We start from the raw sequence: 16,952 nt of genomic DNA, 5'->3' as shown, positions 1-16,952 counted from the left end.
CGCGATCCCGCTCTTCTTCGGCCTCCGTACGCTCAGCCGTGACCCGGTCTTCGACACCCTCGACGAGCTGGACGTGCCGGGCTGGGCGGCGGCGCAGACGGTCGACAACGTCAGCGGCAGCCGCTGGTGCCTGCAGGACTGCCGGCTGCGGGAACGCACCGTGGAGTCGGAACGCGCGCCCGAGGAGACCGCCGGGGTGTACGAGGCGGCGCTGCGCCGGGACGGCTGGCAGCCCTGGCAGGTCAGCCGCTGCCCGGAGCAGAAGGAGAAGGGGCGCTACACCTGCTGGCGCCGCGACGAGCTCACCCTCGACCTGTGGGTACGCGAACCGACCTGCGCGGCGCCGCCGGCCGCCGGGGCGCCGACGGTCCCGCCGTCCACCGAGGCGTCGCCCGCAGCGGGGACGTGTGCCGGATCGTTGGTGTCGGTGAAGGTCCGCAACGCGATCGACGACGAGCGGACCCGGCCGCAGCCGAGCACCGACCCGTCGCTGACGGGTGAGGATCCCTTCCCGACGTTCACGGAGGACCCGCTCGGGGAACTGACACGCTCACCGTCCTGAGCCGGTTTTCATCACGGACGGTAGGGTCTGGGGCTGGCGTGCCCGCCCGCTCCCGCCGGCCCCCCGTGGGGCGCGGAGCGACGGCGGGCCCGAGACGGTCGCGCGTTCCGGACATCCGCTCCGGAACTCTGCTTGAGGAGGACATGCGTGGATGGTGGACAGATCGCTGCGCTGATCGCGGCCGGCGCGTTCCTGATGCTGGTGCTCGTGCTGGCGGTGCCGATCCTGCGCCTGCGGCACACCGTGGACGCCACGACCCGGATGATCAACGACATCAACGAGCAGACGACCCCGCTGCTCGGCGACGTGAACACCACGGTGAAGAACGTCAACACCGCCCTGGAGCAGGTGCAGACCTCGCTGGACGGGGTGAACCTGCAGCTCGCCAAGGTCGACACCATGACCTCCCACGCGCAGAACGTCACCGCCAACGTGGCGAACCTGGCCACCGTCGTCTCCGCCGCCGCGGCCAACCCGCTGGTCAAGGTGGCCGCCTTCGGGTACGGCGTGCGCCGGGCCGCCTCGGCTCGCCGGCACGCCGAGACCGAGCGTGAGGTGCGCGACACCATCAAGCAGCAGCGCCGTGCCGCGCGGCGCGACAACCGCTGACCCGGTCGGCGACGAGCGGGAGGGATGAGAGCATGAGGCGACTGTTCTGGCTGGGCATCGGCCTGGCCGTGGGCGTGGTGGTGGTCCGCAAGGCGACCCGCACCGCCCAGGCGTACACCCCGGCCGGGATCGCGAGCGGGCTCTCCGAATCCGCTGGCAGCCTGGTCGAGTCGCTGCGTAGCTTCGTGGAGGACGTACGGGTCGGGATGGCCGAGCGCGAGCAGGAGATCCACGAGGCGTTCGCCCGGGGCGAGGCGTTCGACGACCAGTTCGCCGAGCTGCGGGAGGACCCGCGCATCGGTGACCGAGAGATTTTTCCGGAGGAACACCAGCGATGAAGACGGCGGAGATCAAGCGGCGGTACCTCGCCCACTTCGAGGCGAACGGCCACGCCGTGGTGCCGTCCGCTCCGCTGCCCGCCATCAGCGACCCGAACCTGCTGTTCGTCAACGCCGGCATGGTGCAGTTCGTCCCCTACTTCCTGGGGCAGCAGACCCCGTCGTACCGGCGGGCGGTCAGCGTGCAGAAGTGCATCCGCACCCCGGACATCGACGAGGTCGGCAAGACCAGCCGGCACGGCACGTTCTTCCAGATGAACGGCAACTTCTCCTTCGGTGACTACTTCAAGGACGGGGCGATCCCGCTCGCCTGGGAGCTGGTCACCAAGCCGGTCGCCGAGGGCGGCTACGGGCTGGACCCGGAGCGGATCTGGCCGACGGTCTACCTCGACGACGACGAGGCGTTCCAGATCTGGCGCTCGGTGGGCGTGCCGGCCGAGCGGATCGTCCGCCGGGGCAAGGCGGACAACTTCTGGTCGATGGGCATCCCCGGCCCGTGCGGTCCCTGCTCCGAGCTGTTCTACGACCGGGGCCCCGAGTACGGCAGCCCGGGCGGCCCGGCGGTCGACGAGGACCGCTACATGGAGTTCTGGAACCTCGTCTTCATGCAGTACGAGCGGGGCCCGGGCACCGGCAAGGAGAACTTCCCGATCCTGGGCGACCTGCCGGCGAAGAACATCGACACCGGCATGGGCCTGGAGCGGATGGCCTCCATCCTCCAGGGCGTCGACAACCTCTACGAGATCGACGAGGTCCGGCCGATCCTGGACCGGGCGGCGGAGCTGACCGGCAAGCGCTACGGCGCCCAGTCCGGGCACGTGGCCAGCGAGTCGCACCCGGACGACGTGCGGCTGCGGGTGGTCGCCGACCACGTGCGGACCGCACTGATGCTGATCGGCGACGGGGTGACCCCGAGCAACGAGGGTCGCGGTTACGTGCTGCGCCGGATCATGCGCCGGGCGATCCGCGCGGTGCGCCTGCTGGGCTACCAGGACCGGGCGCTGCCCGAGCTGCTGCCGGTGGCGCGGGACTGCATGGCCCCGTCGTACCCGGAGCTGGCCGAGGAGTTCGACCGGATCTCCCAGTACGCGTACGCCGAGGAGGACACCTTCCTGGCCACGCTGCGGGCCGGCACCACGATCCTGGACACGGCGATCGCGGAGACGAAGTCGGCGGGCCGGCCGGCCCTCTCCGGCGACAAGGCGTTCCAGCTGCACGACACCTACGGCTTCCCGATCGACCTGACCCTGGAGATCGCCGCCGAGCAGGGCCTGCAGGTGGACGCCGAGGGCTTCCGCCGGCTGATGGCCGACCAGCGCAACCGGGCCAAGGCCGACGCACAGGCCCGCAAGACCGGGCACACCGACGTGTCGGCGTACCGGTCGGTGCTGGACGCGGGCGGGGCCGTGGAGTTCACCGGCTACACCGAGCTGAACCGGGAGTCCCGGGTCCGGGCGGTGCTCGCCGGCGGCGCCGAGGTGGGCGCGGCGGTCGAGGGCGACACCATCGAGCTGGTGCTGGACACCACCCCGTTCTATGCCGAGGGCGGTGGCCAGCAGCCCGACCAGGGCCTGATCACCGTGGGCGGCGGCCAGGTCGAGGTCTTCGACGTGCAGCAGCCGGTGCCGGGGTTGATCGTGCACCGGGCCAAGGTGCTGCGCGGCGAGGTGCGCGCCGGCGAGACCGGGTACGCGGAGATTGACGTGACCCGGCGGCGGGCCATCTCCCGCTCGCACACGGCCACCCATCTGGTGCACCAGACGATGCGCAACTTCCTCGGCGAGTCGGCGACCCAGGCGGGTTCGCTGAACGCGCCGGGCCGGCTGCGGTTCGACTTCAACACCCCGACCGGGGTGGCGCCGAGCGTGCTGCACGATGTGGAGCAGCAGGTCAACGAGGTGCTCCAGGCGGACCTGGAGGTGCACGCCTTCATCACCTCGCAGGAGGAGGCGCGCCGGATCGGCGCGATGGCGCTCTTCGGCGAGAAGTACGGCGAGCGGGTCCGGGTCGTCGAGGTCGGCGACTACGCCCGGGAGCTGTGCGGCGGCACCCACGTGGCCCGCTCGGCGCAGCTCGGCCTCGTCAAGATCCTCTCCGAGGCGTCGGTGGGCGCGGGGGTACGCCGGATCGAGGCGCTGGTCGGCATGGACGCGTTCGGCTTCCTGGCCCGGGAGCACCTGCTGGTCTCCCGGCTGGCGGAGCTGTTCCGGGTGCCGGGCGACCAGGTCGCCGACCGGGTCGAGCAGACCGTGACGCAGCTGCGCGACGCCGAGAAGGAGCTGGAGAAGCTCCGGGCCCAGCTGGTGCTGGGCGGCGCGGCGGCGCTCGCCGGGCAGGCGAAGGACGTCCGCGGGGTGGCGTACGTCGGCACCGAGGCGCCGGAGGGCGCGGTCGGCAACGACGTGCGGACCCTGGCCCAGGAGATTCGCGGCAAGATCGACCCGGCCCGGCCGGCGGTGGTCGCCGTGGCGGCCCGCGCCGGCGGCAAGGCGTCCCTGGTGGTGGCCGTGAACGCGGCGGCCCGGGGTCGCGGGCTCGCCGCCAACGACCTGGTCAAGGCGGCCTTCTCGGGCCGGGGCGGCGGCAGCCCCGACGTCGCCCAGGGTGGCGGCCTGCCGGCGGCGGAAGCGCCGAACCTGCTGCTCACCGTCGAGAAGGCGATCGCCGAGGCGTGATCACGTACGAGGAGACCCAGGGCGGACCGACCCGGTCCGCCCTGGCCCGTTCCGCCGGGGACGTGGTGCGCTGTGGGTGAGTTCACCCGAGGCGTTCGGCTCGGCGTGGACGTCGGGCAGGTACGGGTCGGGGTGGCCCGGTCGGACCCGCACGGCCTGCTGGCCACGCCGCTGGTGACGCTCGCCCGGGACCTGACGGCGGAGCCCGACGCGGTGCCCAGCGACATGACGCAACTCGCCCAGCTGGTCGCCGAGCACGAGGCCGTGGAGGTCGTCCTCGGCCTTCCGGTCAATCTTGCCGGTAAGCTCGGTCCGGCCGCGCGCCACGTGACGGCGTACGCGGACCGATTGGCGGATGTAATAGCGCCGGTTCCGGTGACGCTCACCGACGAGAGGATGTCGACCGTCGTCGCGTCTCGTAGGCTGGCGGAGCGAGGCGTCCGGGGAAAGCGCCAACGCGCGGTGGTGGACCAGGCCGCCGCGGTCGAGATCCTGCAGAGCTGGCTGGAAGCGCAGCGGAGGCGGACGGAATGATCGACGATCTGGACCTCGGGTTCGACGAGCCGGAGAGGGGTGAGAAGGGCCGGCACCGACGCAGCTTCGTCCAGCGACGCAGCGGCAAGTCGGGTGGCCGGGGCAAGACCATCTTCGCCCTGCTGATGGCCCTGGTCCTGTTGGGTGGCATCGGCGGCGGTGCCTTCTACGGCTTCGATCGGGTCCAGAACTACTTCGTCACCCCGGACTACGACGGCGCCGGCACCGGCGAAGCGACGGTCGAGGTGAAGCAGGGCGCGCTGATCGCCGACATCGGCGACGCCCTCGTCGCCGCCGACGTGGTGAAGAGCACCAAGGCCTTCATCGAGGCGGCCGAGGAGAACGCGCTCAGCAAGAACATCCAGCCCGGCGTCTACAAGGTGCGCAAGCAGATGAGCGCGGAGAAGGCGCTCGCCATGCTGCTCGACCGGAAGAACAAGGTCACCAACCAGGTGACCATCCCGGAGGGGCGCACCGCCAAGGACACCTACAAGCTGCTCTCCGAGAAGACCAAGATCCCGGTCAAGGAGTTCGAGGCCGCCGCCAAGGACCCGGAGGCGCTCGGCGTGCCGGAGTGGTGGTTCGTCCGCAAGGACGGCAAGAAGGTCACGAAGTCGATCGAGGGCTTCCTCTACCCGGACACCTACGAGGTCGCGCCGAAGGCGACCGCCGAGGGCCTGCTCAAGGACATGGTCGACAACTTCCTCAGCGTCACCGGTGAGATGAAGTTCGCCGAGCAGGTGCAGGAGAAGCGGGGCGGGATCAGCCCGTACGAGGCGCTGATCGTCGCCTCGATGGCCCAGGCGGAGGCCGGCAACGCCGACGACCTCGGCAAGATCGCCCGGGTCGCGTACAACCGCGCCTACTCGGGCAAGTTCCCGTGCAGCTGCCTCGAGTTCGACGTGTCGGTGAACTACTACTGGCAGCTCACCGGCAAGAAGACCAAGGCGTCGAAGGACATGACCACCGCGGACATCCGCGACCCGAAGAACCCGTACAGCACCCACGCCCACCCCGGCCTGACGCCCACCCCGATCAACAACCCGGGCAAGCAGGCGTTGCAGGGCGCGATGGACCCGCCGGAGGGCGGCTGGCTCTTCTTCGTCGCGATCGACAAGCAGGGGCACTCGGCCTTCGCCGACACCAACGCCCAGCACGAGCGCAACATCGAGAAGGCGAAGCAGAACGGGGTGCTCTGACTCGCTACGCTGCCCTGGTCCGATCGTGGGGTCCGCGCGGGGGAGTGAGATGACGGTGCACAGAGCCGCGGTGCTCGGCAAGCCGATCGCGCACTCGCTCTCCCCGGTGATCCACAACGCCGGGTACGCCGCCGCCGGGCTCGCCGGGTGGTCGTACACCCGGATGGAGTGCGCCGCCGCGGAGCTGCCGGACCTGGTCGCCGGCCTCGGCCCCGAGTGGGCCGGGTTGTCGGTGACCATGCCCGGCAAGGAGGCGGCGCTCGCGGTGGCCGACGCCGCGTCGCCGGTCGCCGCCGCCGTCGGCGCCGCCAACACGCTGGTACGCCGCCCCGACGGGACCTGGTACGCCGACAACACCGACGTCACCGGCATGGTCGAGGTGCTCACCTCGGCCGGGGTGGCGCCGGGCGGCACGGTGACCGTGCTCGGGGCCGGCGGCACCGCCCGCGCGGCGCTGGCCGCGGCGGCCCGGCTCGGTGCGGCCTCGGTGACCGTGGTGGCCCGCCGGGCGGCGGCGGTGGACGAGTTGCGGCCGGTCGCCCGGGCGGTCGGGGTGGCCCTGACCGGCGCCGACTGGGCCGACGCGGTCGCGCACGCCGGCGCGGACGTGGTCGTCTCCACCGTGCCCAAGGGCGTCGCCGACCCGCTGGCCGGCAAGCTCCGCTGGCGGCCGTCGACGGTGCTGTTCGACGCGCTCTACGACCCCTGGCCGACCCCGCTGGCCGCGTCGGCGCTGGCCGCCGGCGCCCGGGTGGTCTCCGGGCTTGACCTGCTGCTGGCCCAGGCGGTCGGCCAGTTCGAGCAGTTCACCGGCGTGCCCGCTCCTCGGGAGGCGATGGCGCACGCGCTGATCGCGCATCGGCGCGGGCAGTCTTAGTAGCCGGTTAATTCGCGGCGGCAACCGGATGTCCGACCGACGACGAGCGTCGCGCGTCGATACGCTGCTGCCGGTAATCGTCGCCCATACGGGGAGTGTCCCTTGAGCAGGCACGGACTCCACCGCGCAGTTTCCCGCCTCGGCCCGCGTCGCAAGGCCGTCGTGCTGAGCGTCCTGAGTGCCGGCATCGTCGCCGGCGTGGTGGCCACCACGATGCCGCTGGTGGCGTCGGAGGTGCCGCCCCTGGTGGTGGCCGCGGCGGCGGACACCACCGCCACCCAGGTGCCGCAGGACGGGGACAACGGCGTCAAGACGACGCTGGCCAGCTGCCCCCGGCTCTGCGACGGCAACCGCAACGGCGAACGGGACGCCCTAGTCGAGTTCGCGGTGCGCGACCTGCCGGCCGACGCGGTCGACGTGCGCGCCACCCTGCGGGTGTACGCCTGGCAGCCGTTCGCCTCCCGGGTGCACGCCCACCGGGCGCTCGGCACCGCCACCGGCCCGGGCACCTGGTCGCAGCGGCCGCCGCTCGGCCCGGCGCTGTCCAGCGTGGAGCAGGTCGGTCAGGGCTTCAACGAGTGGGACGTCTCCGCCTCGGTCACCGGCAACGGCCGGTTCGTCTTCGCGCTGACCCAGGAGACCTGGAACACCCGGATCTACTGGGCCTCACGGGAGAACGTCAAGGCGGCCATCCGGCCCCACCTGGTGCTGCGCTACGGGCGCGGTGGCCGGCCCGCGCCCACCCGGACGAGCGCGGCACCGAGCCCGATCGCGACCACCGCCGGGCCCGCGCCGTCACCCAGCCGCACCGCTTCGCCCACCCCGAGCCGGACCGCCACGACCCCGCCACCGAGCACCGGCGCGCCCGCACCGTCGCCGACCGTCCGCCCGGGCGACGAGGTCCCGGGCTGGCGGCTGGTCTGGTCGGACGAGTTCGACGGGACGGCGGTCGACCGGTCGAGGTGGAACCTGCGCGACAACGAGGGCCGCGACATCGACCGGGGCTGCAACGTCGACGACCCGGACAACACCTTCGTCGCCGGCGGCGTGCTCACCCTGCGCGCCCAGCGGGAGACCGCGGTGTGCAGCTCGCAGACCCGCCAGTACACCCAGAGCTACCTGGACACGATCGGCCGGGCGTCGTTCCGGTACGGCCGGTTCGAGGTACGGGCCCAGTCGCCCAACGGGCCGGACGACTCCAAGGGCCTCTGGCCGGCGTTCTGGCTGCGCCCCGACGACGGCGGCCGGGGCGAGCTCGACGTGGTCGAGCTGCCCGGCGGCGGTGACCTCTACCGGGCCGCCACCCTGGGCATTTTCTACGACTACACGCCGGTCAAGCAGGACCAGCGGTACACCTTCCCGAACGGGTACCCCGGCGACGGTTTCCACACGTACACCACGGAGTGGGAGCCGGACGCGATCCGCTGGTACATCGACGGCCGGCTGGTCTGGCAGCGCGACCGGGCGACCACGCCCTGGTTCGACGAGGTCTTTCACAAGCCGTACAACCTGCGGCTGAACTTCCAGGTGGGCGGCTGGCTCGGCGACCCGGACGCGTCGACCCGCTTCCCGGCCGACTTCCGGGTCGACCACGTCCGCGTCTGGCAGCGCTGACCCCGGCCACCGGCACCACGCCGCCCGGCGGGCTCCGAGCCCGCCGGGCGGTTGCTTGCCTCCGGCCCCTATCGTGTCCGCCAGCGCGGACCGGTGGCCGGTCCGGGCGGACGGGAGACGGCATGACGGCGCGCCGGGCGGACGATCCCCGCGAACGCTCCGACGGCATCGGCTGGGTGACCCGGGCGATCTTCGGCGACCCGAGGTCGTGGCTGGACGTCTCCGGCGCGGCGCCCCCGCCCGGGCACCGGGTCGTCGCCCGCTACGCGGTGGTGCCGTCGGTCGCGCGGGCGAAGTTCCTGCTGCCGCTGGCCAGCCGGCGGGTGGGGGCGGCGTCGACGCTGGCGTACAACGCGCTGCGGCCACCCCGGGTGCGGGCCAACCGGCTCGCCGTCGGCCTGCTGGCCGGGCTCGGCGGCACCGGACTCGCCCGGATGCCGGTGCTGACGGTCGCCGTGCCGGACGGCGTCGACGAGACCGAGCTGCTGCTGGCCGCGCACCTGGGCCGGCTGGCGGGACGCCGGTTGCACGCCGCGATCGGCGTCCGCCCGCCGGACCCGCACCACAAGCCGACGTTGCAGCTCTTCGACGACCGCGGCGCGGCCCACGGGTACGCGAAGATCGGCTGGAACGACGCGACCCGGGCGATGGTGGCGGCGGAGGCCGCCGCGTTGCGCGCGCTGCCCCGCGACGGCGGCGACCTCCCGGACGTGCCCCGGCTGCTGCGCGAGCTGCGCTGGGGCGAGCTGGCGGTGACCCTGGTGGAGCCGATGCCCGCCCGGGTCCGCCGGCTGCCGCACCCGGACCGCCCCGAGGTGGCCGCCATGCTGGCGGTGGCCCGCCGGGGCGGCCCGGCGGGCGAGCCCCGGCCGCTGCGCGGGTCGGCGTTCCTGGCCGACCTGGTCGCGCGCGCCGAGGTCGCCGGCGGTCCCGTCGTCGACGCGGTCGCCGCGCTGCTGGCCCGCGACGGCGACACCGCGCTGGAGTTCGGTCACTGGCACGGCGACTGGGTGCCCTGGAACCTCGGCCGCCACGGCGGCCGGCTGATCGCCTGGGACTGGGAGAACAGCGGTGCGGCGCGGCCGGTCGGGTTCGACCTGGCCCACCAGAGTTTCCAGAGTGCACTGTCGCTGCGCGGCCGGCCGGTGCCGGCGGCCGCCGCCGAGATGCGCGCGCTGCTCCAGCGGCACGGCGACGCGTTCGGGCTGGACGCGACGCGTCGCCGGCTCGTCGCCGACGCGTACCTGGTGGAGCTCTGGCTGCGGACGGCGGAGCTGGCCGCCGGGGGCGGCGGCTGGAGCGACCGGCTGCACCCCGCGCTGCTGCACGTCCTCGCCGACCGGCTGCGGGCCGACGGGACCGGCTGAGCCGGCCGCGGCTGTCGGGGAGGCGACCGGCAAACCCGAGGAAATGCCACGTGAGTGATCTGCTCACTACCGCTCATCGGAATCGGTCCTCTAGGGTGTCACCACTCGATCACCACCTGCCGGGGACGGCGTGGTCGATCCTGCCCGGCCGGCGTGGGGGCGCCGCCGGGTTCCGGACGTGGAGTGACCGGCGGTGGGCCGGCGTGGGCAGGGGGACGGATGGCAACGGCAGGTGACGCCGGGCGAGGGGCCGCCGGGCGGACCGTGGTGGGCGGCGCGGCCCGCCGACGGGGCGGTGGCGACCGGCGATGACGCTCATTTACGCGCTGGGTGTGCTGGCGGTGCTGGCCCCGGCGGTGCTGACGCCGCTGGCGGCGACCCGTTGGGCGCCGGTGCTCCGCGACGGCCGGGTGGCGCACCGGTTGCGGGTGGCGGTGGCCGGGCTGACCGCCGCCTTCGGCCGGACCGGGGCCGCGCTGGTCGTGCTGCTCGCCGGCTGCGCCGCGGTGGTGGCGATCTGCTGGCCGCTGGGGGAGGCGTTGTCCCGCCTCGAACCGCAGGTCGACCATCCGGTCTTCGACTACGTGCACGCCCGGCGCGTCGACACCTGGGCGGAGTTGAACTCCTTCTACACCGCGCTCGGTGACCGGTATCCGCTCAAGTGGGTCACCGGCGTGGCGACGGTGGTCTTCGTCATCCTGTGGTGGCGCCGCCGGTGGTGGGTTCCGCTGGTCGTGCTGCCCCTGCAGTTCGTCGTCGAGCAGTACGTCCAGGCCATCCTGGCGACCATGGTCGACCGCGGCCACCCCCCGACCGACCTGGGCACCTATCCGTCGGGCGGGTGCGCGCGGATCATGCTGACCTTCGGCACCATCGCGGTGCTGGCGATGCTGACCTGGCGCCTGCCGCGCGGCGTCCGGGTGGCCCTGGCGACGCTGGTGGTGACGCTGGTCAGCCTCGAGGGCTACACGCGGATCTACGCCGAGAAGCACTGGCTGACCGACGTGCTCGGCGGCTGGATCTTCGCCGTCCTGCTGTTCGCGGTGGTGGCGCTGGCGGTCCTCGTCCTGGAGGGCCGGGTCCGGCCGCCGGCGGAACGGACCGAGCCGACCCGGCAGGCGGTACCCGCCGGCACCTGACCATCCGGCCCGGCCGCCGCCACCCCCCTACCGCGCGGCGACCGGGCCTCCATCCCTCGATCTGGAAGCTGGCATCGACGTGACCACCCTTCTCGTCGCCTCCACCGGTGGACATCTCGCCGAGCTGCACGACCTCGCCCCCCGGCTCGGCGTGCAGGACGACTGCGTCTGGGCCACCTTCGACTCACCGCAGAGCCGTTCCCTGCTCGACGGCCAGGAGGTCATCCACGTCCCGCCGGCCACCACCCGCGACGTGGTGGGCGCGCTGCGGGACCTGTTCGCGGCCCGCCGGGTGCTCGGCGGCGGACGGTTCCGGCAGGTCATCAGCACCGGTGCCAGCGTGGCCATGTCCTTCTTCGTGCCGGCCGCCCGCCACGGCCTGGCCTGCCACTACATCGAGAGCGCCACCCGCACCGACGGGCCCTCGCTGACCGGACGGCTGGTGGCCGGGGTGCCCCGCGCCCGGCTCTACACCCAGTACCCGGGCTGGGCCGCCGGCCGGTGGAGCTACGGCGGCTCCATCTTCGACGGTTGGACCGCCACCCGGCGGGCGACGCCGCGGCCGGTGTCGCGGATCGTGGTGGCCCTCGGCACCCACGAACGGTTCGGTTTCCCCCGGCTGCTGCGCCGCCTGGTCGACGTGCTCCCGCCGGAGGCGGAGATCCTCTGGCAGGTCGGCTCGACCGTCGTCCCACGGATGCCGGCCGGCGCCCGCCGCCAGGTGCCGTACGCGGAGATGCAGCAGGCCATGCGGGAGGCGGACGTCATCGTCACGCACGCCGGGGTCGGCTCGGCGCTGGCGGCCCTGCGGTCCGGGCACCGCGCCGTGTACGTGCCCCGCCGCCGCCGGCACGGCGAGCACGTCGACGACCACCAGGTGGCGATGGCCCGGGAACTGGACCGCCGGGGGCTGGTGCTGGCCCGCGAGGCCGACGAGATCAGCGTCGCGGACCTGACCGAGGCGGCATCGTGGACGGTCGGGGCGACCGGCGCGCCGGCACCGTTCCGGTGGACGGCGTGACGACCGGCCCGGCCCGCCCGGCCACCGGTCGAGGCACGATCCCCGTCCATCGTGGGGCGTTTCCCCGCGACCCGGACGACGCCGACCACACCGAGCCGCCGCTCAACCGGGCCGGTCGGTCGATGGTGCGACAAATCGGAACCCAGCAAGCTACGCAGGATCTCATTTTCTCCTTGGGGGCGCCAGTGCTGCTCAGAACGTCGTATCGATCGCACCGGGTGCCGGTGCGGCGGTGGCTCGCCGCGCTCGCCGCGTCGGTGCTGGCCGTCGGCCTGCTCGCCGCGCCCGCCCGGGCGGACGGCCTGCCGCCGGTGCCCATGACCCTCACCTCGGCGAACCCGGCCGACAACATCCCGCACGCGCAGAACGGCGACGTGAAGGCCTTCGCCGAGATCGGCACCACCGTCTACGTCGGTGGCTCGTTCACCTCGATCAAGGCGGCCGGCGGCGCGAGCTGGACGGCCCGCAGCTACCTGTTCGCGTACGACCGGGCCAGCGGGGCGCTGAAGACCGGGTTCACCCCGGCGCTGGACGGCGCGGTGCACGCGCTGGCGGTCAGCCCCGACGGCAAGCTCATCGTCGGCGGCGCGTTCGGCACGGTCAACGGCGTGGCCCGCAAGAACCTCGTCGAGCTGGACCCGGCCACCGGCGCCACCATCGGCTCCTGGGTCGGCCGCAGCGACGGCGGGCTGGTCCGGCGCACCGTCGTGCTGGGCAACAAGCTCTACATCGCCGGGGCCTTCCACTGGGTCAACGGCACCCAGCACTCCCTGCTGGCCCGGCTGGACGCCACCACCGGGGCGATCGACCCGACGTTCCAGATCGACGCGAGCGTCGCGCGGTCCAGCGCCGAGCTGGTCTGGGGCCTCGCCGTCGCGCCGGACGGGAAGACCCTCGTCGCGGTCGGCAACTTCACCCAGGTCAACGGCCAGGCGCGCAACCAGGTGGTGGTCGTGGAGAACCTGACCGGCACGCCGGCCGTCGCCAACTGGAGCACCCAGCGGTACGTGGCGCCCTGCTACGCCGGCTTCCCGTTCTACGCCCGCGACGTCGACTTCTCCGACGACGGAAGCTACTTCGTGATCATCGCGGACGGCGGCCGGGCCGACGGGGCGTACTGCGACGCGATCGCCCGGTTCGAGACCGCGACCCGGGGCGCCGCCATCGACGGCACCTGGGTCAACTACACCGGCACCGACTCGGTGACCTCCGTCGAGGTGGCCGACAACGTGGTCTACGTCGGCGGTCACTTCCGCTGGCTGAACAACGCCAACGGCAACGACTCCGCGGGCGCCGGCGCCATCAACCGCTTCGGTCTCGGCGCCCTGGACCCGATCAACGGCATGCCGCTGGTATGGAACCCGACCCGCTCGGGCGCGCCGGCCGGCACCACCGACTGGGGACCGATCATGTGGGAGCTGTGGCGCGGCAGCAACGGCCTGCTCGCCGGCTTCGACAACGACGGGCTCGGCAACGAGTACCACGGCCGGATGGGGCTCTTCCCGCTGGCCGGTGGGCGTACGGTCCCGGCGGTCAACGCGCCGTCGGCCGCCTCGGGCCACCTCTACGTGGGCACCGCCGACGGCCAGGCGACCAAGGTGCCGTTCGACGGCACCACGCTGGGCACCCCGGTGGCGACCAGCCAGCCGAACCTCACCGCGGCGGGCGCGGCGTTCTCCGTCGGCAACAAGCTCTACTGGTCCAAGACCGACGCGACCGCGCCGAACGGCAGCTACCTGGACGTGTCGATCTTCTCGGCCGGCTCGGTGGGCGCGCCCTGGATCAGCAGCGGCTACAACAACTGGTTCAAGGCCGCCACGATGAGCGGGGCGTTCTACCTCGACGGCCGGATGTACTACACCAAGGCCGGCACCAACAAGCTCTTCTACCGCTACCTGGAGCCGGACGGCTACATCGTCGGCTGCACCGAGTTCACCCTGCCCAGCCTGAACCTCGCCTGGGGCAACGTCCGGGGCATGGCCTGGGTCAACGGCAAGATCGTGTACGGGTACACCGACGGCGCGCTGCGGGCCGTCCCGTTCGACGAGACGGTCGTCGACGGCACCGCCTCGGTCCAGCTCGCGCCCGCCTCGGCCGGCGTGAACTGGTCGAGCCGGACGCTCTTCTTCGCCACCTCCTGACCGGCTGCGCGTACCGGGCGGTCCGTCGGTGTCCCCGCGACATCGACGGACCGCCCGTACCGCAGGGGCCGGTCGGCTGTCGACCGCGGGTGAACGGTCGGCGACAATGGGACGACCCACCGGCGCGGTCCCCGCCCGGCCGGTGCCGGCCACCCCTTCCTCATCGCGCAAGGACCTGACCTGATGGACGTGACCGACGTCGCTTCCGCCCGGCAACGCCCGGTCGGCCTCGTCGAGCTGGCCCGCATCCCGCTGCGGCGGTGGCGGATCGTGCTCGCCTCCGCGGCGCTGGTGCTGGCGGCCGTGCTGGGCTACCTGTTCGTCCTGCCGGCCACCTACACCGCCACCACCGCCGTGGTGGTCCGGCCGGTGGTGACCGACCCGTTCTCGGTGCCGTCCGGGGGCGCCGACCGCGCGGTGAACATGACGGCCGAGAGCGGCATCGCCACCAGCAACGACGTCATCGACGACGTCGCCCGCATCACCGGGCGGGACACCGAGGAGGTGGCCGACGCCCTGGAGGTGGAGACGCCGGTCGGTGGCCAGGTGATGCGCTTCAGCTACGCCGGCCGCAGCGAGCAGGAGGCGGTGGACGGCGCGAACGGCGCCGCCGAGTCGTACCTGGACCTGCGCAAGGGCATGTACGAGAACCAGCGGGCCGCCGTGCTCAAGTCGTACGACGACACGATCGACCTGGTCACCGCCCAGCGCACCACGACGCAGCGGTCGCTGCCGGCCAACCAGAACTCCACCAATCCGTCGCCGCGCACCAGCGCCCTGCTCGACCAGTTGCGGGCGCTCAACGACCAGCTCGCCACGCTCGCCGAGCAACGGTCCAAGGTGGCCTCCGCCGACCTGAGCCCCGGCTCGGTGACCAGCGCCGCCCGTACCCCGGTGCCCTCCAGCCGGGACGCGGCGCCGCTGATCCTCCTCGCCGGCATCCTCGGCGGCCTGCTCCTGGGCGGGCTGGTGGCCTTCGTCCGGGAGTCCCTGGACCGCCGGGTCCGCACCGCCGCCGAGGCGGCCTCGACCGTCGGCGCGCCGCTGCTGGGCACGGTGCGCCGCCGCCGTGGCGGGCAGCCGGACGAGTCGGACCTGCGCTACCTGGTGCTGGCCCTCGGCCGTTGGGTCGACGGGCCGCAGCGGACCCCGCTGGTGGTGCTCTCCTCGGCGGCCGACGAGGGGCGCGAGCAGGTCACCGCCGGGCTCGCCGCGGTGCTGGCCGCCGCCGGCCACGAGGTACGCCTGGGCGTCACGCCGGAGAGCCTGGACCGGATCCGCCCGCTGATGCTGGACGCGCAGAGGCGCAACCCGCCGGTGGAGCCGGCCCGACCCCGGGTGCCCCGCCCCCGGCCGGTGCCCGCCACCACGCCCGCGCCGGCCGCCACCGCCGGTCCGGACGACACCGCCGTCATCCCGGCGGTGCGCAAGCCGCGGCCGTTCCCCGCCCCCGCCGAGGCGAAGAACGGCGCGGTGTACCGCTCCACCACCACGGCGGAGGACAAGACGGAGGTCATCCCGACCGCCCGGCCGGTGGTCGCCGAGGCCGCCGCGACCGACGGCCAGGAGCTGCGGATCGGCACCGGCAGGGTCCGCCTCGTCGACCTGGACGCCGCCTCCTCGGCCGAGGGGCTCACCGTGCTGGACGCCCCGCCCGCGCTGCACGACGAGCGCGGGGTCCGGGCCGCCCGGGAGGGCCGGGCGGTGCTGGTCGCGGCCCAGGACCGGACCCGCACCGGCCAGCTGACCCAGCTGGTGGACCGGCTGCGCGCGGTCGGGGTGGAGCCGTTCGGATTCGTGCTGACGGGAGACGGCCGTGACTGACCGCGACCAGCCGGACGCCGGGACGCCGCCGGCGTACCCGCCGGTGAGCGTGGTGGTGGCCACCCGGGACCGTCCGGGGCTGCTGGAGCGGGCCGTCCGGGCGGTGCTCGACCAGGACTACCCGGGGCCGGTCGAGTGCGTGGTGGTCTACGACCACACCGAGATCCGCCCGCTCGACCTCGACGTGCCGGCCGGGCGCACCCTGCGGTACGCCACCAACACGCACCGCCGTGGGCTGCCCGGCGGCCGCAACACCGGCGCGGACGAGGCGACCAGCGACCTGATCGCGTTCTGCGACGACGACGACTTCTGGCTGCCGGCGAAGCTCACCCGGCAGGTGGAGCTGCTGGCCTCGCGCCCCGACGCCGCCGCCGCGAGCTGCGGCATCCGGCTGGAGGGCCCCGGCATCGCCAAGGAGCGGCAGCTGGACCGGGCGGAGGTCGCCCTGCCCGACTTCGTCGAGGACCGGGTGATGGAGGTGCACTCCAGCACCATCCTGGTCCGCCGGTCCACCTGGGACGCGGTCGGCCCGGTCGACGAGGAGCTGCCGGGCGGCTACGGCGAGGACTACGAGTGGCTGCTGCGGGTGGCCGCGCACGGCCCGGTGGTGATCGTGCCGGAGGTGCTGGTGGTGGTGGACTGGCACGGCGGGTCGTTCTTCTTCGGCCGCTGGGCCATGATCGTCGAGGCCACCCGCTACCTGCTGGACAAGCACCCGGAGCTGGCCGGCAGCCGGACCGGGCTGGCCCGGCTGCACGGCCAGATCGCCTTCGCGCTCGCCTCGGGCCGGCGGCGCCGCGAGGCGCTGCGTGAGCTGGGCCGGGTGCTCCGGCTCAACCCGCGCGAGAAGCGGGTGCTGGTGACCGTGCCGGTGGTGCTCGGCCTGCTCTCCGGGGAGCGGGTGCTCCGGCTGGCCCAGCGCCGGGGCCGGGGTGTCTGACCGGCGGCCCGGGGCGACCGCGCCGCCGCTGCCCGTCTGGCCGCTGACGGCCATGTTCGCCCTGGTGCCGCTCTGGTGGGCGCTGGGCGCGTTCTACCTCGGCTGGTCGGTT

14 protein-coding genes are annotated in these 16,952 nt (G+C 73.6%); all 14 read left to right on the top strand.

Features of this window, described 5'->3' with window-relative positions:
* On the top strand, positions 1 to 562 hold a 562-nt coding region (locus ACSNN7_RS16330), incomplete at its 5' end, for a hypothetical protein (RefSeq protein WP_436681651.1).
* Between the two features lie 147 nt (positions 563 to 709).
* Positions 710 to 1,171: a DUF948 domain-containing protein gene (locus ACSNN7_RS16325; RefSeq protein ID WP_280837126.1), complete on the top strand. Its 462-nt coding sequence runs from the start codon at positions 710 to 712 to the stop codon at positions 1,169 to 1,171.
* A gap of 32 nt (positions 1,172 to 1,203) precedes the next feature.
* The gene (locus ACSNN7_RS16320; RefSeq protein ID WP_154938113.1) at positions 1,204 to 1,509 is read left to right on the top strand and encodes a hypothetical protein; all 306 of its coding nucleotides are present in this window, start codon (positions 1,204 to 1,206) and stop codon (positions 1,507 to 1,509) included.
* A complete protein-coding gene (alaS, locus tag ACSNN7_RS16315; protein ID WP_436681650.1) occupies positions 1,506 to 4,184 on the top strand; it encodes an alanine--tRNA ligase in 2,679 nt (892 codons plus the stop codon). The genes ACSNN7_RS16320 and alaS overlap by 4 nt, the downstream gene beginning before the upstream one ends.
* A gap of 72 nt (positions 4,185 to 4,256) precedes the next feature.
* Positions 4,257 to 4,718: a Holliday junction resolvase RuvX gene (ruvX, locus tag ACSNN7_RS16310; protein ID WP_436681649.1), complete on the top strand. Its 462-nt coding sequence runs from the start codon at positions 4,257 to 4,259 to the stop codon at positions 4,716 to 4,718.
* Complete coding sequence (gene mltG / locus ACSNN7_RS16305) at positions 4,715 to 5,917, top strand: endolytic transglycosylase MltG (RefSeq protein WP_436681648.1); 1,203 nt, start codon at positions 4,715 to 4,717, stop codon at positions 5,915 to 5,917. The genes ruvX and mltG overlap by 4 nt, the downstream gene beginning before the upstream one ends.
* Positions 5,918 to 5,966: 49 nt before the next feature.
* Positions 5,967 to 6,794 carry a shikimate dehydrogenase gene (locus tag ACSNN7_RS16300; protein ID WP_436681647.1) on the top strand — a complete coding sequence of 276 codons (828 nt, stop codon included), beginning with the start codon at positions 5,967 to 5,969 and terminating at the stop codon, positions 6,792 to 6,794.
* 162 nt (positions 6,795 to 6,956) lie between these two features.
* Positions 6,957 to 8,408 (top strand): family 16 glycosylhydrolase, encoded by a 1,452-nt coding sequence (locus ACSNN7_RS16295; protein ID WP_436681646.1) that lies wholly within the window; start codon positions 6,957 to 6,959, stop codon positions 8,406 to 8,408.
* A gap of 122 nt (positions 8,409 to 8,530) precedes the next feature.
* Complete coding sequence (locus ACSNN7_RS16290) at positions 8,531 to 9,775, top strand: hypothetical protein (RefSeq protein ID WP_436681645.1); 1,245 nt, start codon at positions 8,531 to 8,533, stop codon at positions 9,773 to 9,775.
* A gap of 308 nt (positions 9,776 to 10,083) precedes the next feature.
* Positions 10,084 to 10,914 carry a phosphatase PAP2 family protein gene (locus ACSNN7_RS16285; protein ID WP_436681644.1) on the top strand — a complete coding sequence of 277 codons (831 nt, stop codon included), beginning with the start codon at positions 10,084 to 10,086 and terminating at the stop codon, positions 10,912 to 10,914.
* Positions 10,915 to 10,993: 79 nt separating this feature from the next.
* On the top strand, positions 10,994 to 11,935 hold the full coding sequence (locus ACSNN7_RS16280; RefSeq protein ID WP_436681643.1) for a glycosyltransferase: 942 nt from the start codon (positions 10,994 to 10,996) through the stop codon (positions 11,933 to 11,935).
* Between the two features lie 218 nt (positions 11,936 to 12,153).
* Positions 12,154 to 14,076 (top strand): hypothetical protein, encoded by a 1,923-nt coding sequence (locus ACSNN7_RS16275; RefSeq protein ID WP_436681642.1) that lies wholly within the window; start codon positions 12,154 to 12,156, stop codon positions 14,074 to 14,076.
* 183 nt (positions 14,077 to 14,259) lie between these two features.
* Complete coding sequence (locus ACSNN7_RS16270; RefSeq protein WP_436681641.1) at positions 14,260 to 15,900, top strand: Wzz/FepE/Etk N-terminal domain-containing protein; 1,641 nt, start codon at positions 14,260 to 14,262, stop codon at positions 15,898 to 15,900.
* Positions 15,893 to 16,840, top strand: coding sequence for a glycosyltransferase family 2 protein (locus ACSNN7_RS16265; protein WP_436681640.1), 948 nt, complete (start codon positions 15,893 to 15,895; stop codon positions 16,838 to 16,840). The genes ACSNN7_RS16270 and ACSNN7_RS16265 overlap by 8 nt, the downstream gene beginning before the upstream one ends.
* Positions 16,841 to 16,952 lie beyond the last annotated feature (112 nt).

Source organism: Micromonospora sp. URMC 105 (assembly GCF_051386295.1).
Classification (GTDB): Bacteria; Actinomycetota; Actinomycetes; order Mycobacteriales; family Micromonosporaceae; genus Micromonospora.
Note: the sequence above shows the minus strand (reverse complement) of the source record. Positions and strands in the feature narration are given on the sequence as shown.

What these genes read in the sequence shown, in the direction of transcription:
- mltG (WP_436681648.1), top strand. Translation starts at nt 4,715, where the DNA reads ATGATCGACGATCTGGACCTCGGGTTCGACGAGCCGGAGAGGGGTGAG.
- ACSNN7_RS16285 (WP_436681644.1), top strand. Translation starts at nt 10,084, where the DNA reads ATGACGCTCATTTACGCGCTGGGTGTGCTGGCGGTGCTGGCCCCGGCG.
- ACSNN7_RS16320 (WP_154938113.1), top strand. Translation starts at nt 1,204, where the DNA reads ATGAGGCGACTGTTCTGGCTGGGCATCGGCCTGGCCGTGGGCGTGGTG.
- ACSNN7_RS16300 (WP_436681647.1), top strand. Translation starts at nt 5,967, where the DNA reads ATGACGGTGCACAGAGCCGCGGTGCTCGGCAAGCCGATCGCGCACTCG.
- ACSNN7_RS16270 (WP_436681641.1), top strand. Translation starts at nt 14,260, where the DNA reads ATGGACGTGACCGACGTCGCTTCCGCCCGGCAACGCCCGGTCGGCCTC.
- ACSNN7_RS16290 (WP_436681645.1), top strand. Translation starts at nt 8,531, where the DNA reads ATGACGGCGCGCCGGGCGGACGATCCCCGCGAACGCTCCGACGGCATC.
- alaS (WP_436681650.1), top strand. Translation starts at nt 1,506, where the DNA reads ATGAAGACGGCGGAGATCAAGCGGCGGTACCTCGCCCACTTCGAGGCG.